Annotated in this window: 23 protein-coding genes; 11 read left to right on the top strand and 12 right to left on the bottom strand. The window is 59.0% G+C overall.

Features of this window, described 5'->3' with window-relative positions:
* Window positions 1-13 precede the first annotated feature (13 nt).
* From PH552_RS11390 to rpmG, 4 genes are all read left to right on the top strand, one after another.
* On the top strand, window positions 14-469 hold the full coding sequence (locus PH552_RS11390; protein WP_112344231.1) for a DUF983 domain-containing protein: 456 nt from the start codon (window positions 14-16) through the stop codon (window positions 467-469).
* Complete coding sequence (locus PH552_RS11385) at window positions 466-783, top strand: hypothetical protein (RefSeq protein ID WP_146758994.1); 318 nt, start codon at window positions 466-468, stop codon at window positions 781-783. The genes PH552_RS11390 and PH552_RS11385 overlap by 4 nt, the downstream gene beginning before the upstream one ends.
* On the top strand, window positions 776-1,960 hold the full coding sequence (locus PH552_RS11380) for an MFS transporter (RefSeq protein ID WP_113250581.1): 1,185 nt from the start codon (window positions 776-778) through the stop codon (window positions 1,958-1,960). The genes PH552_RS11385 and PH552_RS11380 overlap by 8 nt, the downstream gene beginning before the upstream one ends.
* A 96-nt stretch (window positions 1,961-2,056) precedes the next feature.
* Window positions 2,057-2,224 carry a 50S ribosomal protein L33 gene (gene rpmG, locus PH552_RS11375; protein ID WP_003547442.1) on the top strand — a complete coding sequence of 56 codons (168 nt, stop codon included), beginning with the start codon at window positions 2,057-2,059 and terminating at the stop codon, window positions 2,222-2,224.
* Between the two features lie 813 nt (window positions 2,225-3,037).
* Here the strand turns inward: rpmG and PH552_RS11370 are convergent.
* Window positions 3,038-4,411, bottom strand: coding sequence for a PleD family two-component system response regulator (locus PH552_RS11370; protein WP_113250582.1), 1,374 nt, complete (start codon window positions 4,409-4,411; stop codon window positions 3,038-3,040).
* Window positions 4,412-4,427: 16 nt separating this feature from the next.
* Window positions 4,428-4,799 carry a response regulator gene (locus tag PH552_RS11365; protein WP_028754034.1) on the bottom strand — a complete coding sequence of 124 codons (372 nt, stop codon included), beginning with the start codon at window positions 4,797-4,799 and terminating at the stop codon, window positions 4,428-4,430.
* A 131-nt stretch (window positions 4,800-4,930) separates the two neighbouring features.
* On the opposite strand from PH552_RS11365, the gene PH552_RS11360 reads away from it, so the two are divergent.
* Both PH552_RS11360 and PH552_RS11355 read left to right on the top strand, forming a co-directional pair.
* Window positions 4,931-5,239 (top strand): DUF3572 domain-containing protein, encoded by a 309-nt coding sequence (locus PH552_RS11360; protein ID WP_113250583.1) that lies wholly within the window; start codon window positions 4,931-4,933, stop codon window positions 5,237-5,239.
* 2 nt (window positions 5,240-5,241) lie between these two features.
* The gene (locus PH552_RS11355) at window positions 5,242-5,889 is read left to right on the top strand and encodes a hypothetical protein (protein ID WP_113250584.1); all 648 of its coding nucleotides are present in this window, start codon (window positions 5,242-5,244) and stop codon (window positions 5,887-5,889) included.
* Window positions 5,890-5,919: 30 nt separating this feature from the next.
* Here PH552_RS11355 and PH552_RS11350 read toward each other — a convergent pair whose 3' ends face one another.
* On the bottom strand, window positions 5,920-6,498 hold the full coding sequence (locus tag PH552_RS11350) for a GNAT family N-acetyltransferase (RefSeq protein WP_113250585.1): 579 nt from the start codon (window positions 6,496-6,498) through the stop codon (window positions 5,920-5,922).
* Between the two features lie 83 nt (window positions 6,499-6,581).
* Here PH552_RS11350 and PH552_RS11345 point away from each other — a divergent pair, with 83 nt between their 5' ends.
* The 3 genes from PH552_RS11345 to PH552_RS11335 all read left to right on the top strand — a co-directional run bounded on the left by PH552_RS11345 (window position 6,582) and on the right by PH552_RS11335 (window position 10,565).
* Window positions 6,582-7,871 carry a DNA polymerase IV gene (locus tag PH552_RS11345; protein ID WP_113250753.1) on the top strand — a complete coding sequence of 430 codons (1,290 nt, stop codon included), beginning with the start codon at window positions 6,582-6,584 and terminating at the stop codon, window positions 7,869-7,871.
* Window positions 7,872-8,060: 189 nt separating this feature from the next.
* On the top strand, window positions 8,061-9,101 hold the full coding sequence (locus tag PH552_RS11340; protein WP_113250586.1) for a glycoside hydrolase family 25 protein: 1,041 nt from the start codon (window positions 8,061-8,063) through the stop codon (window positions 9,099-9,101).
* 192 nt (window positions 9,102-9,293) lie between these two features.
* Window positions 9,294-10,565 carry a L,D-transpeptidase family protein gene (locus tag PH552_RS11335; protein WP_113250587.1) on the top strand — a complete coding sequence of 424 codons (1,272 nt, stop codon included), beginning with the start codon at window positions 9,294-9,296 and terminating at the stop codon, window positions 10,563-10,565.
* Here the strand turns inward: PH552_RS11335 and dnaE are convergent.
* Entirely contained in the window at window positions 10,562-14,056 is a 3,495-nt protein-coding gene (gene dnaE, locus PH552_RS11330) for a DNA polymerase III subunit alpha (protein ID WP_113250754.1), read from the bottom strand. The two genes, PH552_RS11335 and dnaE, sit on opposite strands and share 4 nt — an antisense overlap.
* A gap of 355 nt (window positions 14,057-14,411) precedes the next feature.
* Between dnaE and PH552_RS11325 the strand changes: the two genes are divergently transcribed.
* On the top strand, window positions 14,412-15,008 hold the full coding sequence (locus PH552_RS11325) for a hypothetical protein (RefSeq protein ID WP_113250588.1): 597 nt from the start codon (window positions 14,412-14,414) through the stop codon (window positions 15,006-15,008).
* 75 nt (window positions 15,009-15,083) lie between these two features.
* Window positions 15,084-15,551 (top strand): DUF5680 domain-containing protein, encoded by a 468-nt coding sequence (locus PH552_RS11320; RefSeq protein ID WP_112344221.1) that lies wholly within the window; start codon window positions 15,084-15,086, stop codon window positions 15,549-15,551.
* 109 nt (window positions 15,552-15,660) lie between these two features.
* Here PH552_RS11320 and PH552_RS11315 read toward each other — a convergent pair whose 3' ends face one another.
* The 8 genes from PH552_RS11315 to nuoN form a co-directional block, all read right to left on the bottom strand.
* On the bottom strand, window positions 15,661-16,344 hold the full coding sequence (locus PH552_RS11315; protein WP_112344220.1) for an ABC transporter ATP-binding protein: 684 nt from the start codon (window positions 16,342-16,344) through the stop codon (window positions 15,661-15,663).
* 14 nt (window positions 16,345-16,358) lie between these two features.
* Window positions 16,359-17,669, bottom strand: a complete 1,311-nt coding sequence (locus PH552_RS11310; protein ID WP_113250589.1) for a lipoprotein-releasing ABC transporter permease subunit — start codon at window positions 17,667-17,669, stop codon at window positions 16,359-16,361.
* 27 nt (window positions 17,670-17,696) lie between these two features.
* The gene (gene proS / locus PH552_RS11305; protein WP_113250590.1) at window positions 17,697-19,019 is read right to left on the bottom strand and encodes a proline--tRNA ligase; all 1,323 of its coding nucleotides are present in this window, start codon (window positions 19,017-19,019) and stop codon (window positions 17,697-17,699) included.
* Window positions 19,020-19,660: 641 nt separating this feature from the next.
* On the bottom strand, window positions 19,661-19,936 hold the full coding sequence (locus PH552_RS11300; RefSeq protein ID WP_112344217.1) for a DUF1467 family protein: 276 nt from the start codon (window positions 19,934-19,936) through the stop codon (window positions 19,661-19,663).
* 149 nt (window positions 19,937-20,085) lie between these two features.
* Window positions 20,086-20,490 (bottom strand): methylmalonyl-CoA epimerase, encoded by a 405-nt coding sequence (gene mce / locus PH552_RS11295; RefSeq protein ID WP_183764941.1) that lies wholly within the window; start codon window positions 20,488-20,490, stop codon window positions 20,086-20,088.
* A gap of 23 nt (window positions 20,491-20,513) precedes the next feature.
* Window positions 20,514-22,187 (bottom strand): ribonuclease J, encoded by a 1,674-nt coding sequence (locus tag PH552_RS11290; protein ID WP_183764939.1) that lies wholly within the window; start codon window positions 22,185-22,187, stop codon window positions 20,514-20,516.
* A gap of 14 nt (window positions 22,188-22,201) precedes the next feature.
* Window positions 22,202-22,966 (bottom strand): biotin--[acetyl-CoA-carboxylase] ligase, encoded by a 765-nt coding sequence (locus PH552_RS11285; RefSeq protein WP_113250592.1) that lies wholly within the window; start codon window positions 22,964-22,966, stop codon window positions 22,202-22,204.
* The gene (nuoN, locus tag PH552_RS11280) at window positions 22,966-24,408 is read right to left on the bottom strand and encodes an NADH-quinone oxidoreductase subunit NuoN (protein WP_113250593.1); all 1,443 of its coding nucleotides are present in this window, start codon (window positions 24,406-24,408) and stop codon (window positions 22,966-22,968) included. Before nuoN ends, PH552_RS11285 begins: the two co-directional genes overlap by 1 nt.
* Window positions 24,409-24,423: the final 15 nt, after the last annotated feature.

The following is a 24,423-nucleotide window of genomic DNA, read 5'->3' as shown; positions in this document are numbered from 1 at the left end:
AGGAAACGCATTCATGACGGGCAGCCCATCCGACTCTCCCACCCGCTTCGGTGGCTCCGATGAAAGCGAACGTCCGCTTGGGCGGTCGATTTCCCGCGGCATGCTGAACCGCTGTCCGCGCTGCGGCACGGGCAGGCTCTTCCGCGCCTTCCTGAAACCGGTGGATCACTGTGCCGTGTGCGGTGAAGAGATCTTTCATCAGCGCGCCGACGACCTGCCGCCCTATCTGGTGATCCTTGTTCTCGGCCACATCATCGTCGGCGGATACATGCTGACGGACATGACTTTCAAATTGCCGCTCTGGGCACATCTTGCCATATGGGCACCCATTACCGTCATCGCGGCTCTTGCCGTCATTCAACCGATTAAGGGCGGTGTCATCGGCCTGCAATGGGCGCTGCGGATGCATGGATTCGGCGGACATGACGACAGTCCGGAAGAATGGGATGAGGGAAACGGCCGGTCGTGACAATGTATGCCCGCCTGCGCAGCCGGCCCGGACGAAGGGCCGAGGTTGTTTCACATCGTTACACTCTTCTATCGGGAATTACGATCGATTCGCCGCATATTCGCGATTCGCGTGAGCTGGTTCATCAGCAACGGCTTGACATCGGCAACATTTCTTGTCTGAACATGCCGCGCGTCAAGGGGACTGCTCCGGAGGGTTTGACCGATCTCATGAAAGCCGACCCGTCACCTGAATTTGGCCAAGCCGTGGCTTTCTATATTGCGCATCCGGATCGATTCGCCTGCCTCATGCTCCAGGATTTAGTTTATGCTTGAACCGACGAACGACAAGGCCGGCCACGTCGAAGAAATTCACTGGCCTTCGCTCGTCGCGGCCATTGCCTCCGTGTCGGCCGTCGGCATCGCCATCGGCCTGGGCCTGCCGCTTCTCAGCATTATTCTCGAAAAGCGTGGGATTCCTTCAAGCCTGATCGGCCTCAACACAGCGATGATGGGCGTTGCCTCGATGCTGGCCGCGGTCATCACGACCAAGCTCGCGCACCGCTTCGGCGTCGTGCAGACGATGATCTGGGCGGTCTTTCTCTCAGCGTTAAGCTCGCTCGGCTTCTATTACGCGGATAACCTGCTGCTGTGGTTTCCGCTGCGAATCGTTTTCCATGGTGCGACGACCACCCTTTTCATCCTGTCGGAATTCTGGATCAACGCCGCTTCGCCGCCTTCCAAGCGCGGCTTCGTGCTCGGCCTCTATTCCACGGTGTTCTCGCTCGGCTTTGCGGCCGGCCCCCTGCTCTTCTCTGTGGTCGGCAGCGAGGGCTTGCTGCCCTTCATCGTCGGCGCCTGCATCATCCTCGCAGCCGCCATTCCGATCTTCATCGCGCGCAACGAGAGCCCGATCGTCGACGAGAAGCCCGAACTGCATTTCGTCCGTTACATCTTCCTGGTGCCAACGGCAACGGCGGCTGTCTTCGTGTTCGGCGCGGTCACCGTCGGCGGCGGCTCGCTGTTCACCAGCTATGCGACGCGCCTCGGTTTCAACGAATCGCAGGCCGCCTTGCTGTTGACCGTCATGGGCGTAGGCAATTTCGTCTTCCAGATTCCGCTCGGGCTCCTCGCCGACCGCATGCGCGACAAGCGGCCATTATTGTCGATCATGGCCACCATCGGCCTTATCGGCGCGCTTCTGCTGCCATCGCTGTCATCGAGCTGGATCATTCTCGCCATCATCCTGCTCTTCTGGGGCGGCTGCGTTTCGGGCATGTATACGGTGGGGCTCAGCCATCTGGGCACGCGACTGACCGGGGCCGATCTGGTGGCTGCCAACGCCGCCTTCGTCTTCTGCTATGCCGTCGGCATGGTTCTCGGTCCACCGACGATCGGCACGGCCATGGATCTCGCCAATCCCAGCGGCTTTGCCTGGGCCGTTGCCTTTTTCTTCGGTCTTTATGTCCTGCTTTCGGGGATACGGCTGCTTTTCATGGGCAACAGAGGTTGACTTTTCGGGCGCGATTTGTATTTTCGCGCCAGAATTCGCCGTGGACCTCCGCACTGGCCGTCCACGGCGTTCATTTTTATTAAAGGCAGGACGACTATGGCCAAGGCTACCACCATCAAGATCAAGCTGCTGTCGACGGCCGACACTGGTTTCTTCTACGTCACGACGAAGAACAGCCGTACGATGACGGACAAGATGACGAAGACGAAGTACGACCCGGTTGCGAAGAAGCACGTCGAGTTCAAGGAAACGAAGATCAAGTAAGTTTCCTAAACTTCAGGTTACAAAAAGGTGCAACCTACGGGTTTGCGCCTTTTTTGTTTTTGCTGGAGATTTCCGGGACAAAGTCCAATTTTGCGACATCATCCGAGCTGAAAAGATAACGCCTGGACGACGAAGAAAAAACGCCGCCTTCGATGACCGAAGAGCGGCGTTTTTGAATTGGGGGCCGGCTAGCCTGCAAAACGGCACGAGGAACCGTTCTCTTTCTGCCTGCCAGCCGACCGACCCCACGACCCAGGAGATGCGGCGGACCTGAGCATCATGGGGTATCTTCAAAACCCTTACGGGCTGTTTGTATATGAGACTAAATTCGCGCGAAATCGAAAGGAAATCAACAAATTCTTAATGATAAAAAATGCTTGTCTTCTCGGATGGTTAAAATTCATGACTTCGGCAAAAAAGAATGTCCGATAGTTTTAATAAACCTTGGTCAAGAAGTCCTAAAGAATAAAGATATAATTCCTGTGGTGAAGGAAAATTCGAAATACATATATTAAAGCACAATTGAATATATAAATTACTTTCAGTTAAACCTTCGCTCCATGACTTACATATAATGGAAAATTTTCAAATAATCCTCATCTAACAAATAAAATAACGACGAGTTTTCAAGGTTACCGCAAATGCGCACGTATTCATGCGATGTCTAGGAAAAAACTACACGCCTTTTCCTCAGCAATACAAGAGGCGGAGCATCCTGGAGGAACAGAGAACAAATTTCTGAATGCCTGTTCAAAACTTGAAAAATACCCTCAATATAGAGAGGCGACCTCCGTTTCTTATGGTCTGTTTCCATCAAGCAGCCGAGGCGACGACCCTGTTGCGCCCAGCTCTTTTTGCTTCATAAAGCGCAAGATCGGCCTGTTTCATCAATTGCTCCGGCGTCTCGATCGTGTCTAAACGGGACGAAATGCCGAAGGATGCGGTAATGTTAAGCGGGACACCATTATCTCGTAATTTCACCGGCATATTTTCTACCACAGCGCGCAGGCGCTCGGCGACGGCAGCCGCGATATCGGCCGGGGTGTCCGGCATGATGACAACGAATTCCTCTCCGCCGTAACGGCAGGCGAGATCGGCACCGCGCACCGTAGAGCGGATACGCGCGGCGAACTCCTTCAACACCTCGTCCCCGGCGTCGTGACCATAGGTATCATTGACGGTCTTGAAACGATCTATGTCGGTGATCAGGACGGAAAGCGGCCGTCCCCGTGCCAGCGAACGATCGAAAAGCACCTTGAGATGATTGTCCAGGTATCGCCTGTTGTGCAAGCCGGTGAGCGCGTCGGTGACGGCAAGCTCGATGGTCTGCTGCACGCTGGCACGCAGCCGGTCGTTATAGCGCTTGCGCCGTATCTGAGTGAGACAACGGGCGACGAGCTCGTTCGGATCGATCGGACGGACGATATAGTCGTTGACGCCAAGATCAAGCGCACGGACGATGATCTCGTCGGCGCCCTGCTCCGTCACCAGCAACACCGGCAGGAAGCGTGTACGTTCCAGCGAGCGAAGTTGCGAGCAGAGCCGAAGCGGATCGTAGTTTTCGAAGTTCGAATTCACGATGACCAGCTCGAACGGCCGCTCGGCGGCCTCGAACAGCGCGGCCTGCGGGTCGGACATTGCAACGACCTGTGCAATCGGCTTCAGCGTGCGGATAATGCGCTCTTGCGAATTGGCGCGACCATCGACCAGAAGCACCTGCCCGGCTTCGTCGGCGCGACCATCACCGGCCCGAAGCAGATCCTCGATGCCGAAATTGCGCGCGGTCTCGCTGCGCACGTTCAATTCGTCGCTCAGCGTCTTAAGGCGAAGAAGGCTCTTGACGCGGGAGATAAGCTGGAGGTCGTTGACCGGCTTGGTCAGGAAGTCGTCGGCGCCGGCCTTCAGGCCGCGCACACGGTCTGCCGGCTGGTCGAGCGCGGTCACCATGACGACGGGGATATGGGCCGTACGCGGATCTGACTTCAGGCGCTCGCATACTTCGAATCCGTCCATACCGGGCATCATGATGTCGAGAAGGATGAGATCGACCTGGGCATTCGCACAAATGGCGAGCGCCTTCAAACCGTCTTCCGCCGTCAACACTTCGAAATATTCGGCAAGCAGCCGCGCTTCCAGAAGCTTTACGTTGGCGGGGATGTCGTCAACTACCAGGATGCGCGCGGTCATCGGCTTTTCCCCATCATCAGGCGTCGCCCAGATAGGTCTTGATGGTCTCAATGAATTTCGGCACCGAAATCGGCTTGGAAACATAGGCCTCGCACCCGCCCTGGCGAATACGTTCCTCATCACCCTTCATGGCAAAGGCCGTAACCGCGATTACGGGGATGACGTGGAGATCATCGTCTTCCTTCAGCCATTTGGTGACTTCCAGGCCGGAAACCTCCGGAAGCTGAATATCCATGAGAATCAGATCCGGGCGATGCTTGCGCGCGAGATCGAGCGCTTCCATGCCGTTGCGGGTCTGGATCGTCGTATAGCCGGAAGCCTCGATCAGATCGCGAAAGAGCTTCATATTGAGCTCATTGTCTTCTACAATCATTACCTGCTTAGGCATGGAAAGCTGTCCCTGCATCCGGTATTGCATCCATTCTCTCGAAATATAGGGTCGCGAGGAACCGATTCCAGAAATACTTGAATCGCAAACTACCGGCATTTGGTTGAAAAATAGGTAACTTACCCTTCAAAATGCAAAGTAACTTCAAGAACCCGAAGAAGAATGCGGCCGACCCGCAAGAGACTGCGATCGCCGTACTCGGCTGGCTGGCCAACGAACCGGATATGTTCGGCCGTTTCCTGGCGCTGACGGGCGTGGAGCCGGCACAGGTGCGCAACGCCATCAATGAGCCCGCCTTTCTTGCCGGCATGCTCGACTTTCTCATGAACCATGAACCGACATTGCTGGCCTTTTGCGAGGCGAGCGGCATTCCACCGGAGGCCGTCGCCGCCGCGTCGGCGCATTTTTCGCCACCCGGCCTTGCCTCTGGGGAATATTGACTATGGATGCCCCTTTCGAATTCGACGTATCGCATATCCGGCTGCAGGAACGGCCGCTGATCGTCTGCGATGTCGACGACGTCGTCTTGCATTTCTTTGCCCCTTTCCTGACCTTCATCGACGGCGAAGGCTATGAATTCCTGCCACGTTCCTTCCGACTGACCGGCAACATCGTCTCCAAAGACAATGGCTCCGCCTTGGAAGAAAAGGAAGTTCACCGGCTGATCGAAGTCTTCTTCGAGGCGCAGGAACAATGGCAGACCCCTTTCGAGCGCGTTGTCGACACGCTCGGCGAATTCTCGAAAGACGCCGATATCGTCTTCCTCACGGCCATGCCGCCACAGTTCTGGGCCCAGAGACGCCGCCTGCTCGACAAGCTCGAACTTGCCTATCCCCTGCTGGCATCGCTGCAGCCGAAAGGGCCGATCGTGCGCTCCCTGCATCGGCAGCGCGGTGTGCCCGTCGCCTTCGTCGACGACATGGCCCATAATCTGCATTCGGTCAGCGAGCATGTTCCGGAATGCCTTCTGATCAATCTGAAGCCCGATTCCATCGTCCACCGCATGGCGCCAGCCGTCGCGGCGGGGATCCCCGAAGCAAACGAATGGAGCCAGGCGGCGCCGCTGATCCAGGCCCATATCGTGCGCTGAAGCCATCTGGCCCGATATCCGCGCCCGGCATCAGAGAATGAGGCGCATCAGCGGCCTGCCATCCTTGCGCTTCGCCACCTCCGAAAATCCGGCCGCTTCGAATATGCGTTGCGAGCCCACACAAAGGCCGACGGATTTCGATTGCTTGGTGCGCTCGATCGGACAGCCCTCCAGCAGCCGCGCACCGGACGCCTTGGCAAAGTCGATGGCCTCCGAGAGCATGCGATGGCTGTATCCCTTGCCACGATCGCGCGCATTCATGAAGAAGCAGCTGATGGCCCAGATCGAGCTATCCTCCGCATCGGCGGGATCGAGCGGGCGGGATACGGTTTTGGGAGAATTCCATTGCGGGAGTTCTGCGCGCGGACCGACCTGCACCCAGGCAATCGGCTGCGCGTCGATATAGCCAAGGAGACCGGGTGGCGGCCCGGCCGCGATGCGCGCCTGCATGAACCGCTTCTTGGCCGCCGCATCCATCGTCTTGCGTTGCGAGGTCGGGACGCGAAAATAGGTGCACCAGCAGCCGTAGCAGGCGCCGCTCGGTCCGAAAAGCGCCTCGAAATCGTCCCAGCGCTCGGGCGTTAATGGCTGCACGCTTAAATTCCGCACTCCCTGCTCCCCGACAGTTTTCCGGCTTGAGACTCACAAGCTTAAAACATAAAGTAGCGATGTTCAATTTTTGTTCTCGTTCAATGACCAATGCGCCCGACAAGATCTCAGGTTTCTGTCGCGATTGCTTGAGCGAGCAATCGACCGCACGAACGCGCTGCCGCAGCTGCGGCAGTCCTCGCCTCGTCTATCACCGCGAACTCTACGGACTGACGCTGGCGCATATCGACTGCGACGCCTTTTATGCCTCGATCGAGAAACGCGACAATCCGGAGCTGGCCGACAAACCCGTCATCATCGGCGGCGGCAAACGCGGCGTCGTCTCCACCGCCTGCTATATCGCCCGCACCCATGGGGTGCGCTCCGCCATGCCGATGTTCAAGGCGCTGGAAGCCTGCCCGCAGGCCGTCGTCATCCGACCGAACATGGAAAAATACGTCCGTGTCGGCCGCGAGGTTCGAGGCATGATGCAGGAACTGACACCCCTGGTGCAGCCGCTTTCGATCGATGAGGCCTTCCTTGAGCTCGACGGCACGCAGCGGCTCCATCACGATCCGCCGGCCCGCATTCTCGCCAGGTTTGCCCGGCGGGTCGAACAGGAAATCGGCATCACCATCTCGGTCGGCCTTTCCTATTGCAAGTTCCTCGCCAAGGTCGCCTCCGACCTGCAGAAGCCGCGCGGCTTCTCCGTCATCGGGCGTGAAGAGGCGCTCTCCTTCCTGGAGCCACGCCCCGTCACAACCATCTGGGGCGTCGGCAAGGCCTTTGCGGCGACGCTCGAAAGCGACGGCATCCGCACCATCGGCCAATTGCAGTCCATGGAGGAAGGCGACCTCATGCGTCGCTACGGCGTCATCGGGCAGCGGCTTTTCCGCCTCGCCCGCGGCATCGACGACCGTACGGTGCATCCAAACGAAGCGGCAAAGAGCGTGTCTTCCGAAACGACTTTCTTCGACGACATTTCGCGCCATGACGATCTTGTGCCGGTCCTGCGCGATCTCTCGGAGAAGGTTTCGCGGCGCCTGAAGCGCAGCGGCATTGCCGGGCAGACCGTGGTGCTGAAGCTGAAGACCGCCGACTTCAGGACCCGCACGCGCAACCGCCGCCTGGAAGATCCGACCCAGCTTGCCGACCGGATCTTCCGCACCGGCCTGCGGCTGCTCGAACACGAGACCGACGGCACGAAATTCCGCCTCATCGGCATTGGCGTCACCGACCTTGGCGACGCGGCGCGCGCGGATCCGCCCGATCTTGTCGACGTGCAGTCGACGCGACGCGCAGCAGCAGAAGCTGCCATGGACAAACTCAAAGAAAAATTCGGCAACAGGACGGTCGAGACCGGCTATACGTTCGGCGATAAACGCCATAGATAACAATGCTTTAAAAAAGTCATCGGCCGGCGATATTGAGCCGTAGCGCAAATAATCACGCCACGCGTGCGATTCTTGAGGGCAAGAAAGCTCGGATTCAAACTTTTTTGGTAAATTTCCATTAGGACTTGGATTCTGTGACTTCCGAACGGCGCGGATCCGCCGTCGATTGTGTTTTGCGTACGGGTTCCTATGCGTCTATCGGCTGTATCGACCATTCTTCTTGCCTGCCTGACGATCTCAGGCTGCGCCGCCCGAGGTGAGCGCGAAGCAGCGCAAGCCAGCCCGCCTTCGAAGGAAACGACCAGTTCCATCGCAAAGAGTAATCGGCCGGTGCCATCGGTCGAAATCGGCGAAACGGTCTCGCGCGTCGAGCGGCAGCAGGCCTTGGCAGTTACAATGCCGACGGAGGTCCGGCCGGAGGCATTTCTGCCCTCCGAACAAGGCGGGGACGACACACCCGTACCGCTGCAGCGGCCGCTCGCCATGCTCGCGCCGTCGAATCCCATGCCTCGTGCCATGCGGCAGCAGCCGATGCAGATCTATAGCCACCGCTTCCGCGACGCCAAACCGATCAATTTCGGCTCTTCCACATCGCCCCGGAAGCTTGCCGTGCATGGCGTCGACGTCTCGCGCTGGCAGGGCGAGATCGACTGGGATACGCTGCGCACCCAGGGTGCGAACTTCGTCTACATCAAGGCGACTGATGGAGGCGATCATCTCGATCCGATGTTCAGGAAGAACTGGCGGGCCGCCCAACAGGCCGGCCTGAAACATGGCGCCTATCACTTCTTCTATTGGTGCAGGACGGCCGGTGAGCAAGCCGATTGGTTCATCCGCAACGTGCCGAAGGAGGCAGGCGCGCTTCCGCCCGTCATCGACGTCGAATGGAACGGTGAGTCGAGCTGCAAGCGGCGCCCTTCGCGCGAGCAGGTGCTTGCCAAGATGCAGGTCTTCATGGACAAGCTCGAAAAGCATTATGGCCAGCGCCCGATCGTCTATACGGCGCCGGATTTCTATCGCGACAATCTCAGCGGCGAACTGCTCGACTATCCCTTCTGGCTGCGCGCCGTGGCTCAACATCCGTCCAAGGTCTATCCGGGCCGGAAATGGCTGTTCTGGCAATATTCCGGTTCAGGCGTCTCCCACGGCGTCGAAGGCAGGATCGACCTCAACGCCTTCCACGGCAGCGAGCAGGACTGGCACAACTGGGTAGCCTCCAGCGTCCATTGATCTCCAGATCGCCGTTGATACCTTATGCCGAAGCAGGGCAGCCAGCCTCGCTTCGGCATAGCTGAATCTTGTTTCGAACACGCAACATCAGGATTTAGCGGTAGCGATAAGGCAGGTCTTTTCGGCAAGCCTTCCTTAAACTTCAAAGCATAACCTTGGCAGTACGAGTATTGCGTATTGGTTTGTGTTCATATGAAGCCGTTTCTGTTGCTGGGGCTCGGGCTGTTGTCGGCCACCGCCCTCTCACATCCTTCTCTTGCCGCGCCGGATGCCCGCACGCTGCAGATCGTGGTGTCGAAGGACAGGCAATCGCTTGTCGTCTATGATGGCGACCAGGTGATCGCAACCTCTAAGGTTTCGACCGGCAAGCGGGGCCATACGACACCAAGCGGCATCTTCTCCATTCTGGAAAAGAAGGTCTATCACGAGTCAAATCTCTATTCGGCCGCGCCCATGCCCTACATGCAAAGGCTGACCTGGTCGGGGATCGCGCTGCACGAATCCAACTCGGTTCCGAATTATCCGGCGTCCCACGGCTGCGTGCGCATGCCGAAAGCCTTTGCCAAGATGCTCTATCAGATGACCGAGCGCGGTGTGCATGTTGTGATCGCCAATCAGCCGCTGGTGCCGCAGGCTTTCGAGAGCGCGATGCTGTTCCAGCCGCCGGCAGCACCTCCCCCAGCGCTGTTTTCCGGCATCGAACTGCGCCCAATGACCGCAAGCTTTCTGCCGCAGGGGCAAGCCCTTCAGGTCGCAACGAATGATGTGACTTCGATCCGGATGCCGAAAGTCCAGGAAACCATTGCCCCGCCCGCCGATCCGGCACCGCTCAGCATCCTCATCACCCGGCGCGGCCTGCGCGAGAATGTGCGTGACCTCCAGACCATTCTGAATGGGATGGGTTTTATTACCGGAACGCCCGACGGCATGCTCGGGCCGGCAACGGTGCAGGCGATCGAAGATTTCAGGAAAGCGCATGACATCAAGACGACGGGCAGTCTTGTCAGCCCCGCGCTGATGAAAGCGGTCTATGCTGCCGCCGGCAAGGGCGAACCGCCGAACGGCGCGATCATGGTCCGCCAGAACTTCAAGCCGCTCTTCGAAGGCCCCGCCATCATCGCCGAGCCGCAAGAGGCGCTCGGCGTGCATTTCTTCACAGCCAACGCCATCGACCGGATCAGCGGCAAGGCAGACTGGTTCGGCATGACGCTCGAAGAAGATCTCAGCATGCAGACGAAGAAGCGGTACGGCATCACCAGCGAGGAGCAATCGCAATCGCTCGATGCGGCCGGACAGGCGTTTGCCCGCATCACCATTCCCGACGACGTCCGCCACCGCATCGAGGATTTGCTGACGGCCGGATCCTCGCTGACGATTTCCGACACCGGCGTTGGACCGGAAACCGGTAACGGGACCGATTTCATCACCATCACCAACAATGGTGCGCTTGGGAAAAAGGGCTAAACCAGCTCCACATCGATGACACCAGGCGCTGTACGCAAGGCGGCGGCAATTTCCGGCGTGATGCGATATTTCTCCGGCAGCGCCACCTCGACCTCGCGCAACCCCTCCTCCTTGATGACGATGAAGGAGACGAGGCCGTCACCTTTGGCATTCAGATGCGCGGCAACGGCTTTCAGCGGCCCGGAATCGCGGACATAGACGCGCAGTGCCTTCTGCATCTGTAGCGACTTCTCCTCCAGCGACTGCGCCGTCTGCAGGCGCAGGCTGATGCCTTCCGGACGCTCATCCGCCTGGGCTGTTATAACGAAGGATTTTCCGACTTCGAGCACATCACGATACTGGTTGAGCGTCTCCGAGAAGAGCACCGCTTCGAACTGACCAGATGCATCGGAAAAGACGAAGATACCCATCTTGTTGCCGGTGCGCGTCTTGCGCTCCTGCTTCGAGATCACCGTGCCGGCCAAACGTCCGTTGCTGGCGCCCTGTTTCACCGCGGCCGAGAACTCGGCGAAGGGCTGTACCCGCATCTTGTCGAGCACGCTCTTATAAGTGTCGAGCGGATGCGCCGTCAGATAGAAGCCGAGCACCTGGAATTCGCGCAGTAGCCGCTCCGAAGCAAGCCAGGGCGTATAGGGCGGAAACACGATCTTTTCCGGACCGGAGGCCGCACTTCCGAACATGTCGTGCTGGCCGCTGCGCTTGTTTTCCTGCGCGACCTGGGCATAGCCCATGATGCGATCCAGGCCGGCGATCAGCTGCGCGCGATCGATCTCGAAGCAGTCGAAGGCGCCGGCGCAGATCAGGCTTTCCAGAACGCGGCGGTTGATCTGCTTGGGATCGATGCGAAGGCAGAAATCCTCGATGCTGGCAAAGGGCTGATCGCCGCGCACCTCGACAATGTGATCAACGGCGGATTCGCCCACACCCTTGATGGCCGCCAGCGCATAATAGATGCGGTTGTCACCCGTTTCGAAATGGCGGAAAGAGGTCTGCACCGAGGGCGCGATGACCTCGATGCCCAGGCGCTTGGCATCCTGGCGGAAGTCGTTGACTTTCTCGGTATTGGACATATCGAGCGTCATCGACGCTGCCAGGAACTCCACCGGATAGTGCGCCTTCATATAGGCGGTCTGGTAGGAGACAATGGCGTAGGCTGCGGCGTGCGACTTGTTGAAGCCGTAATTGGCGAACTTGGCGAGCAGATCGAAGATAACGTCGGCCTGCCCCTTCGACACGCCGTTCTTGATGGCGCCATCAACGAAGCGCTCGCGCTGCTGGTCCATCTCCGCCTTGATCTTCTTACCCATGGCGCGGCGCAGAAGATCGGCTTCACCGAGCGAATAGCCGGAGAGCACCTGGGCGACCTGCATCACCTGCTCCTGGTAGACGATGACGCCTTGCGTTTCTTTCAGCAGGTAATCGATCTTCGGGTGGATCGACTCGATCTCCTCCTCGCCATGCTTGCGGGCATTATAAACCGGAATATTCTCCATCGGGCCGGGGCGATAGAGGGCAACCAGCGCGATGATATCCTCGATGCAGTCCGGGCGCATGCCGATCAGCGCCTTGCGCATGCCCGCACTTTCCACCTGGAACACGCCGACCGTCTCGCCGCGCGAGAGCATGTCGTAAGTTTTCTTGTCGTCGAGCGGGATGCTGGCGAGATCGATCGAGATGTCGCGCTTGGCGACGAAATCGACCGCCGTCTTCAGGACGGTCAGAGTCTTGAGGCCAAGGAAGTCGAACTTCACGAGGCCGGCCTGCTCCACCCATTTCATGTTGAACTGGGTGACCGGCATATCGGAACGCGGGTCGCGATACATCGGCACCAGCTTCGAAAGCGGGCGGTCGCCGATGACGATACCGGCGGCGTGGGTCGAGGCGTGGCGATAGAGGCCTTCGATCTTCTGGGCGATGTCGAGAAGCCGGGCGACGACCGGCTCCTTGTCCGCCTCCTCCTGCAGGCGCGGCTCCTCCTCGATCGCCTTGCTGAGTGGGGTCGGATTGGCGGGATTGTTCGGCACGAGCTTGCAGATCTTGTCGACCTGGCCGTAGGGCATTTCCAGCACGCGGCCGACGTCGCGAAGGGCGGCGCGCGCCTGCAGCGAACCGAAGGTGATGATCTGCGCCACCTGTTCGCGGCCATATTTGGCCTGCACGTAGCGGATCACCTCTTCACGCCGATCCTGGCAGAAGTCGATATCGAAGTCCGGCATCGAGACGCGTTCCGGATTGAGGAAGCGCTCGAACAGCAGCGAGAAGCGCAGCGGATCGACGTCGGTGATGGTGAGTGCGTAGGCGACCAGCGAGCCCGCACCCGAGCCGCGGCCCGGCCCGACCGGGATATCATGCCGCTTGGCCCATTTGATGAAGTCCGAAACGATCAGGAAGTAGCCGGGGAACTTCATGCGCTCGATGACGCTGAGTTCGAACTCCAGGCGCTCGCGATAATCCTTTTCCTCATAGCCTGGCGCCATGCCGAGCGAGGCGAGACGCTGGTCGAGCCCCTCGACGGCCTGGGCGCGCAGCTCTGCCGACTCGGCGCGCTCGGCCTCCTCCGCATCATCGGTCGCGCCGGTGAAACGCGGCAGGATCGGCTTGCGGGTCTTCAGGATGAAGGAGCAGCGGCGAGCGATCTCGACCGTATTTTCCAGCGCCTCCGGCAGATTGGCGAAAAGCTTCGCCATGTCGGCTCGGCTCTTGAGATAATGATCCGGCGTCAGACGAAAACGCGTATCGTCCGAGACGATGGCGTTATGAGCCACCGCCATCAGCGCGTCATGCGCGTCGTAATCGTCACGCGTCGGGAAAAAGGCCTCGTTGGTCGCGACCAGCGGAATCTCATGCTCGTAGGCCATCGCGATCATCTTCTGCTCATGGCGGCGATCATAGGCGCCATGGCGCTGCAATTCGAGATATAGCCGGTCACCGAACAGGCGTTTCAAGGTCAGCAGACGGGAGAGCGCCTGCGCGGCATGCCCCTCCTTCAGCGCCATATCGATCGGCCCGCTCAACGAGCCGGTCAGCGCGATCATGCCTTCCGTGCCGATCTCTTCCAGCCATGAGCTGGTGATGTGAACGGCACTGTTGCCCTCGCCGCCGAGATAGGCGCGGCTGACAAGATCGACAAGGCGTTCATAGCCCCGCTCGGTCGCAGCAAGCAGCACGATGGACGGCAGCTTGGCGAGCGCCTGCTGCGGCCCGCGTTTCTCACTTTCGCTGCCATCTTCCATGTCGATCGATACCTGGCAGCCGATGATCGGCTGCAGACCTTCGTCCATCGCCTTCTGCGAGAATTCGAGAGCAACGAAGAGATTGTTGGTATCGGTAATGGCGATGGCCGGCTGGCTGTCGCTGGCAGCCTTGGCCAATATCTTCTTGAGCGGCAGCGCGCCCTCTAGCAGCGAATAAGCGGAATGAACCCTGAGGTGCACGAATTCCGGCATCTCACCGGCCGGCGCTGCCACGCCGCTGCCACCCATATCCGCCATCTCAAACCCTTCCGCATGCCCACATGAATCGGTGTTATTGTCGGCATTGCGGATCGTAAAGTCCATAAGTTGCTCCCATCAAATATGGGAACAGCAAGAGCAAATGGGGATAAAACTTACATCGCCATCATGATGAGGGAAAAGCTGGTGACGAACATGACGATGGAGGTGAATGCTGCAACGTCTCGAATGATATCGGTCATTTACGCGCTCCTTACTCGTTATGTTTCTTTTCTGTTCTGTTTTTGTTCGAAAGTCAATAGGAGCATCAATAAATTTCATCGCACGACTTTTCCGTTCTCCGATGGACGCCGGAAATGCCCGGCGCTATTGAGATGCGAACAGGGAGACCACGATGAAATCACTTGCCTGCGCTCTCATTCTCCTTTCGCTGACAACTACGGCCCGCGCTGAAGATGCGATAGCGCCCGGCCGCATCATCGACGCCGCGATTGGCGATTGGAACAAGGATGGCAAACCGGATCTCGCACTTCTGGTGGCGCCCTCTCCGGATGATCAGGCCGACAATCCGATCGGCATCCATATCTACCTGCGCGATGACGAACACTCCTTGCTGAAGCTCGCCGCAAGCGCTCCGAACAAAATATGGGGCAGCGTCGAACCCGGCGGCATCGTCGGCCAGGAGCCGTCGATCTCGGCGCTCCCAAACGGCTCGATCGCGATCGCATCGCAGAATGACGCCATCGGCCGCGATCGCTGGACTCAGACATTGACGCTCGCCTATCGCAACAACAACTTCGTGGTGGCCGGCTACACCTACGACTCCCGCGACACGCTCGAACCGGACAACAGTCACAGCTGCGACTATAACGTTTTGACCGGCAAGGTGACCAAGGATGGTAAGGCGCTGAAGGCCGATGCCAAGACCGTGACCATCCAAAACTGGCAGGACGATCTCGGCCAGAAGGCCTGCGAAAGCGGGTATCGCTAGCGCATGTTCTCTTTTTGTTCTTTACAAGCCCAACGTTGAATGGCATCCTACCCCCTCACCAAAATGGAGAGGGTCATGCCGGATCTTGCCGAGCTGAACGATTTTATTGTCATCGCCAAAGCGGAGACCTATGTCGGCGATGGCGAGAGGCTGCCGTCCTGCCGCAGCGGCTCACATGATATCGGCTATACAAGCGGCCGCTGGCGCTATCTCGACAGCTATTTCGGCGGCACGGACTTCGCCGGACAGGAGCTTGTGTGGTGTGACGGCGAGCCGGTCTGGGCCATGAATTATTTCGGCCATATCGTCGAGCCTGATCTGATCGACGGCACCCGCGCCGGCATGGTCATCAAGGCGGCACTTCTGCGTCTCTATCTCGATGAAAAGCGCTTTCTCGGCGGCTTCGAGTTCGAACATGCCTACGGCCGCTATATCGACCGCAGCACCGGGTCGTGCAACCACTTCACCGGCCATGAGGCCATCATGGTGAAGGACCGCAAGGCCTATGAACTGGATTATCGCGGCGGCCTGATCGTACCTTAGAGCGGCGCAGCGTTTCTCGAAATCACGGAACCGCTCTATATCTTCGTGATCTCACAATTCCGGATGGAAAACCACGCAGCACTGTTCCTGGAATTGCTTCAACGGGCGATCAGACCTCGACCACCTTGCCTTCGCTTAGGGTGACGCGGCGATCCATGCGAGCGGCGAGTTCGTGATTATGGGTGGCGATCAAGGCAGCAAGACCCGACTGGCGCACCAGCGCCTCCAGAGCATCGAAGACGTAATGCGCGGTCGCCGGATCGAGGTTGCCGGTGGGTTCATCCGCCAGCAGCACCAGCGGCGCGTTGGCGACGGCGCGGGCGATCGCGACGCGCTGCTGCTCGCCACCGGACAGCTCCGCCGGGCGGTGATCGGCGCGATGGCCGATGCGCATATAGTCGAGAAGCTGGGCGGCCCGCTCGCTCGCATCCTTGCGCGAGAGGCCGGAAATGAGCTGCGGCATCATGATGTTCTCGAGCGCTGAGAACTCGGGCAACAGATGATGGAACTGATAGACGAAGCCGATCTCGCTGCGGCGCACCGCCGTGCGCCTATCGTCGGACAAGGCCTCGCAGGCCTGGCCATTGACGACCACCTCGCCGCCATCGGGATGCTCCAGCAGACCAGCCACGTGCAGCAGCGTCGACTTGCCCGTTCCTGAAGGCGCCACCAGCGCGACGATCTCACCGCTGCGCAAGGCGAAATCTGCCCCCTTCAGGATCGACAGGCGCGTCTCACCCTGCCCGTAATGACGCTCCACGCCCGAAAGCTGGAGAACGACGTTGCGTTTCATCAAATGCGAATTCCTTATTCGTAGCGCAACGCCTGCACCGGATCGAGCCGCGAGGCACGCCAGGCCGGAAAGATCGTAGCAAGGAAGGAAAGCGTGAGAGCCATCACCACAACCGAGACGGTCTCACCGAGATTCATCTGAGCCGGCAATTTGCTGAGGAAATAGACTTCCGGATTGAAGATCACGGTACCCGAAATCCAGGAGAAAAACTGACGGATGGACTCGATATTCAGGCAGACCACAACGCCGAGGATCACACCCGCAAGCGTGCCGACGACGCCGATGGCCGCGCCTGTCATGAAAAAGATACGCATGATGGCGCCCGATGTCGCACCCATGGTGCGCAGGATGGCAATATCGCTGCCTTTGTCCTTCACCAGCATGATCAGGCCGGAGATGATATTCAGGGCTGCGACAAGGACGATCAGCGTCAGGATCATGAACATGGTATTGCGCTCGACCTGCAGGGCCGAGAAGAAAGTGGCATTGACCTGCCGCCAGTCCGTCAGGAAGATCTGTCGCCCGGCGGCTTCTTCGATCTTCGGCCGCAGCTCATCGACATCGTCGGGATTGGTGATGAAGAGCTCGATCTTTTCGACGATGCCTTCGGCGTTGAAGAAGACCTGCGCCTCCTCCAGCGGCATGAAAACGACCGAAGAATCATATTCCGACATGCCGACCTCGAAGATACCCGAGATCGTGTATGCCTTGACGCGCGGATTGACGCCGAAGGGCGTGACATCGCCGTCCGGCGCCGTGAGCGTGATCTGATCACCGACCGTCAGCCCCAGTTGCCGCGCGAGGCGGCTGCCGACCAGAACACCCTGCCCGGACGCGAAGCCGACCATATCGCCAGAGACAACGTGATCGGAAACCGACTTGAGTTTCGTCAGGTCTTCCGAGCGGATGCCGCGCACCAGCGCGCCGGTGCCCGAGCCACCGCGTCCCGAGGCGAGTGTCTCACCCTCCACGAGCGGCAAGGCCATGGTGACGCCGGGTACGGCGGAAAACTTCTTTGCCAGCTCGGCATAATCATTCAGCGGCGAATCGATGGGCTGTACCACCACATGGCCGTTGAAGCCGAGAATCTGCTTGAAGAGTTCGGCGCGGAAACCGTTCATGACCGCCATGACGATGATCAGCGCCGCGACGCCGAGCATGATGCCGACCAGAGAGAAGCCGGCAATGACCGAAATCGAAGCTTCCTTGCGCCGGGAGCGAAGATAGCGCCAGGCAACGAGCCGTTCGAAACCGGAGAACGGGCGAGACGATGGGCCGGCCTTGAACGAATTTTCCTGCTGTTCCACTGCCGCGCTCACCGCCATTCGCCTTCCATCCTATTTAATCGTCAATCAGCCGGCCAGCCGCTTGATTGCCGCATCGACCGTCATCGTCTCGCGAGCGCCGGTCTTGCGGTCCTTCACTTCCACTTCGCCGCCCGCGATCGAACGCGGCCCGACGATGATCTGCACGGGCACGCCGATCAGATCGGCCGTCGCGAACTTCGTTCCGGCACGCTCGTCGCGATCGTCATAGAGCACGTCCCTGCCGGCCTTCGACAGCGCGGCATAGACGGTTTCGCAGGCGTCATCACAAGCCTGATCGCCGGCCTTCATGTTGATCACCACGACATCGAACGGCGCGACCGATTCCGGCCAGATGATTCCGTTCTCGTCATGCGATGCTTCGATGATGGCGGGAACAAGGCGTGTCGGTCCAATACCGTAAGATCCCATGTGGACAGCATGTTCCTTGCCGTCCGGACCCTGGACTTTCGCACCCATCGGCTCGGAATATTTCGTGCCGAAATAGAAGATGTGGCCGACCTCGATACCACGCGCCGACAGGCGATCGCCTTCCGGAATGGCGTTGAAGGCGGCTTCGTCATGCATTTCCGAGGTAGCGGCGTAGACCGAAGTCCATTTATCGAAGATGCTCTTCAGGCTGGCGGCATCATCGAAATTCGTGTCTTCGCCCGGAATGTCGAAATTGACGAAATCCTTGTGGCAAAAAACTTCCGACTCGCCGGTATCAGCAAGAATGATGAATTCGTGGCTGAGATTGCCGCCGATCGGGCCGGTATCGGCACGCATCGGAATTGCTCTCAGGCCAAGACGATTGAAGGTGCGCAGATAGGCGGCGAACATCTTGTTATAAGATTGCACTGCGCCTTCCTGCGTCAGATCGAAGGAATAGGCATCTTTCATCATGAATTCGCGCGAGCGCATCGTGCCGAAACGCGGACGAATCTCATCACGGAACTTCAGCTGGATATGATACAGGTTCAGCGGCAAGTCCTTGTAAGACTTGATATAGGACCGGAAGATGTCGGTGATCATCTCCTCGTTGGTCGGGCCGTAGAGCATCGGACGGTCCTGCCGGTCCCTGATGCGCAGCATTTCCTTGCCGTAAGCGTCGTAGCGGCCGCTTTCCTGCCAGAGCTCGGCCGACTGCAGCGTCGGCATCGACAGCTCGATGGCACCGGAACGGTTCTGCTCCTCGCGGATGATCTTGTTGACTTTGTCGAGCACGCGCTTGCCCAATGGCAGCCAGGAATAGATGCCCTGCGACTGCTGGCGGATCATACCGGTGCGCAGCATGAGCCGATGGGAAACAATTTCAGCCTCCTTGGGGTTTTCCTTCAGGATGGGCATGAAGTAACGAGACAGACGCATGACGCTTGTTCCAGATGGTTTGACGTTCCGCTCGCGGCGGAATCGTTAGTAAATTATGTACTGGAGGCAGTTCATAACTGCTTCGGCGTTGGAAGGAAACCCGCATTCTGCAATAGAAGAATTTGGCAAATGCCCGGAAATACAGGCGATACGGCCTATTTCCGATGTTTCGAAAAAGCGCACGTTTATAAGGATTTACGACGAAAATCTGTCAACAGAAAAATTCTGCGCCACTGTAGCAAAAAAGCAAAAAAAAGGATGACAAAGCTCAATCTTTGAGCTAATTTTAGCTCACAAAAGAGGCAGGAAGGCTAAATTCTTGTCGTTTCGCGGTCAAGTCTTGGGAGGATCAGATCTTAGGCGCGCTCGTTCGCTGCCCCGGTAACGGATAAGGATCACGCGATACTTTAAAACAAGGCTTATAGCCTTGTTTTTTTTTGCTTTCTCAGCCTGATCTTCCGCCGATCAGCCGCTCTCGCGAGAAAGCCCACTTTCAGCCCTTCAGCCAAGATACGACAAACGCACCGGGAATTCTCTGCGCCAGCCACATGACAGGCGTGTGACGAATTGATGGCGATTGCAGGGCATGCGACTTGCAGGGCATGCGACTTGGGCCTGCTTTACTCTACTATTTCTATAGATCACTGATAGCTTGGAACGATCTTAGGAATGGAATCTATACTCAATCCGAAGTAATGCGACGCGACATACCAGGCGCCGTAAATAAGAGCAGACACCAGCGTCGTGACGAGAACCACCCGCCAGGCCCGAAACTTCGTCGGGGCGCTTTCGACGGTGCCGAGGACCACATGCTCGTCCTCGGCCTGCGTGCGCAGACCAAACGGCAGGACGGCAAAGAGCGTAATCCACCAGATAACGAAATAAACGGCGAAACTGGCAATGATCTGCTGGGCCATTATGCTCCCTTCGAGACGTGTTTACCCGTCTCCTCCTCTTCCAAACTGCTTATAGGGACAAAGCGGCCGTCTTTCAAAGTGCCGATCAGCGCACTCAAAGCAGATTCAGATTTTAGGCCAGTTCCGCCCAAAATCATCCGGCTCCGATGTCACACCTGCTCAAGCTCGATGAGCGTGCCGAAGAAATCCTTCGGATGCAGGAAGAGTACAGGCTTGCCATGCGCGCCGATCTTCGGCTCGCCATCGCCAAGCACGCGTGCACCCCTGGAAACCAGCTGATCGCGTGCCGCAAGGATATCCGCGACTTCGTAACAGATATGGTGCATGCCGCCATCCGGGTTCCTGGCGAGGAAGGAAGCGATGGGCGAAGCTTCGCCCAGCGGTTCGAGCAGTTCGACCTTGCTGTTCGGCAGCTCGACGAAAACGACGGTTACGCCGTGCTCCGGCAAGGATTGCGGCGCGGATACAGTTGCGCCGAGCGTCTCGCGATAGGCTCGGGAAGCCACGGCGATATCGGGAACGGCGATCGCGATGTGATTGATGCGTCCCAACATGACCCTCTCCTCCCGATCAGACCTCAGCCGCCGGTGCGCGTGATGAATACGGTCACGACCGGCTTCTTGCCCCAGCCTTGGTTGGCGGCGGCGCGCACTGCTCGGCGAGTGGCCTCCTGCAGCATGTCCAGATCCTTCCGACGCGCGCGCGGAATGCTCTCGATAGCACTAACGATGGCGTCGAAGAGCGTATCCTCCATCTCCTCGCCTTCATCATCATAGGCCGGCAGGCCGATCGGCACGACATCGGGATCGCCGACGATATCATAGCGCGCATCGAGAACGACGTTGACGGCGACGTGGCCGACATAGGAGAGCTTCTTGCGCTCGCCGATGCCCATCTCGTCAAAATCGCCGATCAATATGCCATCTTTGAAGATGCGCCCATGCGGCGCTTCGCCGATCACCTCGACCGGACCGGGCGCAAGACGCACGACATCGCCGTTGCGCACCCGCGGTACGGTGGCAATGCCGCTCTGTTCGGCCAATTCCTTATGCGCGGTCAGATGGGTCGCCTCGCCATGTACGGGGATGAGGACCTTCGGACGCGTCCACTCATACATCTTCTGCAATTCGTTGCGCCGGGGATGGCCGGAGACGTGCACCAACGCCTCGGCATCCGTCACCACATGCACGCCCTGTTCGATCAGGCCGTTCTTGATGTCCTGAATCGCCTTCTCATTTCCGGGAATGGCGCGCGAGGAAAAGACGACGATATCGCCTGATGCCAATGCGACGTTGCGCATTTCGTCACGCGAAAGTTTCGCCAGCGCGGCTCGGGATTCGCCCTGGCTGCCGGTCAGGATCACCACGACCTTGTCGCGCGGGATATAGCCATATTCGTCTTCGGCGATGAAGGGCTTGATGCCTTCCATGATGCCGATATCGCGGGCGACGTCGACGACGCGCTTCAGCGAGCTGCCGAGCAGCAGCACTTCGCGGCCGGCGGCTTCGGCAGCCTCGGCAATGGTGCGGATGCGGCCGACATTCGACGAGAAGGTGGTGATCGCTACCCTGCCCTCTGCATCCTCGATGATCTTGCGGAGGCTTTCCGAGACGTCCTTCTCCGAAGGCGAAACACCATCGCGCAAGGCATTGGTGGAATCGCACATCAGCGCCAGCACGCCCTCATCGCCGAGTTGGCGGAAGCGGGTCTCGTCGGTCAGCGGCCCGAGCGACGGCTCGTGATCGATCTTCCAGTCTCCGGTATGCACGACATTGCCGAGCGGTGTGCGGATCATCAGCGACATCGGCTCGGGGATCGAGTGGTTGACGGCCACGCCTTCGATCTCGAAGGGGCCAACATTGATGCGATCGCCGGCCCTGAACAGCGTCACCGGGATCTCGCCCATCGACTTCTCATAATCGCGCTTGGCCTCAAGAAGACCGGCGGTAAAGGCAGAGGCATAGATCGGAACATTCAGGCCCGGCCAAAGATCGTTCAGTGCGCCGTAATGATCCTCGTGCGCGTGGGTGATGATGATGCCCTTGAGGTTCTTGCGTTCCTTGGCGAGGAAACGGATATCCGGCAGGACGAGATCGACACCAGGCAGATCCGGCCCCGGGAACGTCACGCCGCAATCGACCATGATCCATTGACGCTGCTCCGCCGGACCATAGCCGTAGAGGGCGAGATTCATCCCGATCTCGCCGACGCCGCCGAGGGGCAGAAACACCAGTTCGTCTTGCTTCGCCATCTGATCCCCAACCATCATCTAAAAAAAACGTCGCCCGCGGCGATCGGCATGATCCTGCCGTCCTCGGTCTCGAGCAGCAACAAGCCATTATCATCGATTCCGGAGAAATGGCCCGAAATCGAGCGATCCGGTAAGTTCACCGTGATGTTTTCCCCTATGCCGCATGCGACTTCGCGCCAGCGCGCTGTGATCTCGCGAACGCCCTTGCCGCGATTCCAAACATCAAGCGCTTCGGACATGGCACCATAAAGATGAGCAAACAGCTCATCCGGCGACACCATCGAGCCCTGCTGCCTGAGGCAGGTGACGGGATACATCGGATTGTCAGGCATGACGGCAATATTAATGCCGATGCCGATGACGAGCGCATAGCGGCCGTCGGGCAAGGCCTCGCCTTCGATCAGGATACCGCAGGTTTTCTTGCGGCCGATCAATATGTCATTGGGCCACTTGATCTCTGCAGGTTCTGCGGCCAGCGGCAGCACGCTACGAACAGCCTGATGTACAGCAACCGCGACTGCAAGCGGCAGGGAACCGAGGCGGTCCATCGGAGCGGGATCGATCAGAAGAAGAGAGGCGTAGAGATTGCCGGCTTCCGACACCCAAGGGCGACCGCGGCGACCGCGTCCACCCGTCTGGCGCTCGGCGGTCACCCAAAGGTTCCCGGGATCGCCGGCACGTGCACGCTCGAGGCACACGCTATTCGTGGACGACGTCTCTTGAAGGGCATCGTGCCGGAAGTCGGCGAGCGACTTCCGGCTATTCATGTCAGACGCCATCAAAACAGCGTCGCGGCAGCGAGATCGGCAGCACCGCCGATTGCGCCACCGAAGAAGACATAGGTGATGACGAACAGGCCGGAAAGACCGAAGACGAGGCGCAGCGAACCGGCCGTGCGTGTGAATTCGTCCTTGGCTTCATCGAACCACATTACCTTGATGACGCGCAGATAGTAGTAAGCGCCGACGACCGAGGCCAGAACGCCGATGATGGCGAGCGCATAGAGATGCGCCTGGATAGCCGCGACGAAGACGAAGTACTTTCCGAAGAAGCCTGCGAGCGGCGGAATGCCGGCCAGCGAGAACATCAGCGCCGTCAACACGACCGCCATGAAGGGATTGGTCGTAGAAAGGCCGGCGAGATCGTCGATGTTTTCAACCTGGCGGCCATCCTTGCGGCGCATCGCCATGATGATGGCAAAGGAGCCGAGCGTCATGACCATGTAGATGACCATGTAGAGCATGACGCCGGAGACGCCGGTCTTGGTGCCGGCGGCGAGGCCGACGAGCGCATAGCCCATGTGACCGATCGACGAATAGGCCATCAGTCGCTTGAAATTACGCTGACCGATCGCGGCGAAGGAGCCGAGCAGCATCGAGGCGATCGAGATGAACACGATGATCTGCTGCCAGTCGGCAAGCACCGGATGGAAAGCGGTGACGACGATGCGGGTCAGGATCGCCATGGCGGCAACCTTCGGCGCGGCCGCGAAGAAAGCGGTAACCGGCGTCGGCGCACCTTCATAAACGTCGGGCGTCCACATGTGGAACGGCACGGCGGAGATCTTGAAGGCGAGGCCGGCAAGCACGAAGACCAGACCGAAGACGAGGCCGAGCGAATGGGTCTCGGCGCTGAGTGCAGTCGCGATCGCATCGAAGGTCGTGTGACCGGTGAAGCCGTAAACCAGCGACATGCCGTAAAGCAGCATGCCCGACGACAGCGCACCGAGAACGAAGTACTTCAGGCCGGCTTCGGTCGACTTGACACTGTCGCGGTTGATGGCGGCGACGACGTAGAGGGCCAGCGACTGCAGTTCCAGCGACAGGTAGAGCGAGATCAGGTCGTGCGCCGAGATCATCAGCAGGATGCCGAGGGTCGCGAGCACAAGCAGAACCGGGAACTCGAAGCGATCGAGCTGCTGCTCGCGCGCCTGCCCCATGCTGAGGAACATGGCGACGATCGAGCCGACCAGCGCGACGATCTTCATGAAGCGGGAGAAGCCATCGGCGAGATAGGCGCCGCCATAGGCAAGCCCCTCGCCCGGCACGAAGATGATCCAGAGACCGGCCACCGCGAGAAGCGCGATGGCAAGACCGGTGACCGTGGGTCCCGACCGCTCGCCCGAGAAGACGCCGATCATGAGCAGCACAAGCGCACCGACCGCGAGGATGAGCTCCGGAATGGAAAGATGCAGGCTTGCAAGAATTGTGTCAGCAGTCATGTCGAATAAGTCCCG

The sequence above is a fragment of the Rhizobium aureum genome, assembly GCF_030182495.1.
Taxonomy (GTDB): Bacteria; Pseudomonadota; Alphaproteobacteria; order Rhizobiales; family Rhizobiaceae; genus Rhizobium; species Rhizobium tropici_C.
This window is presented reverse-complemented; position numbering and strand designations above follow the sequence as displayed.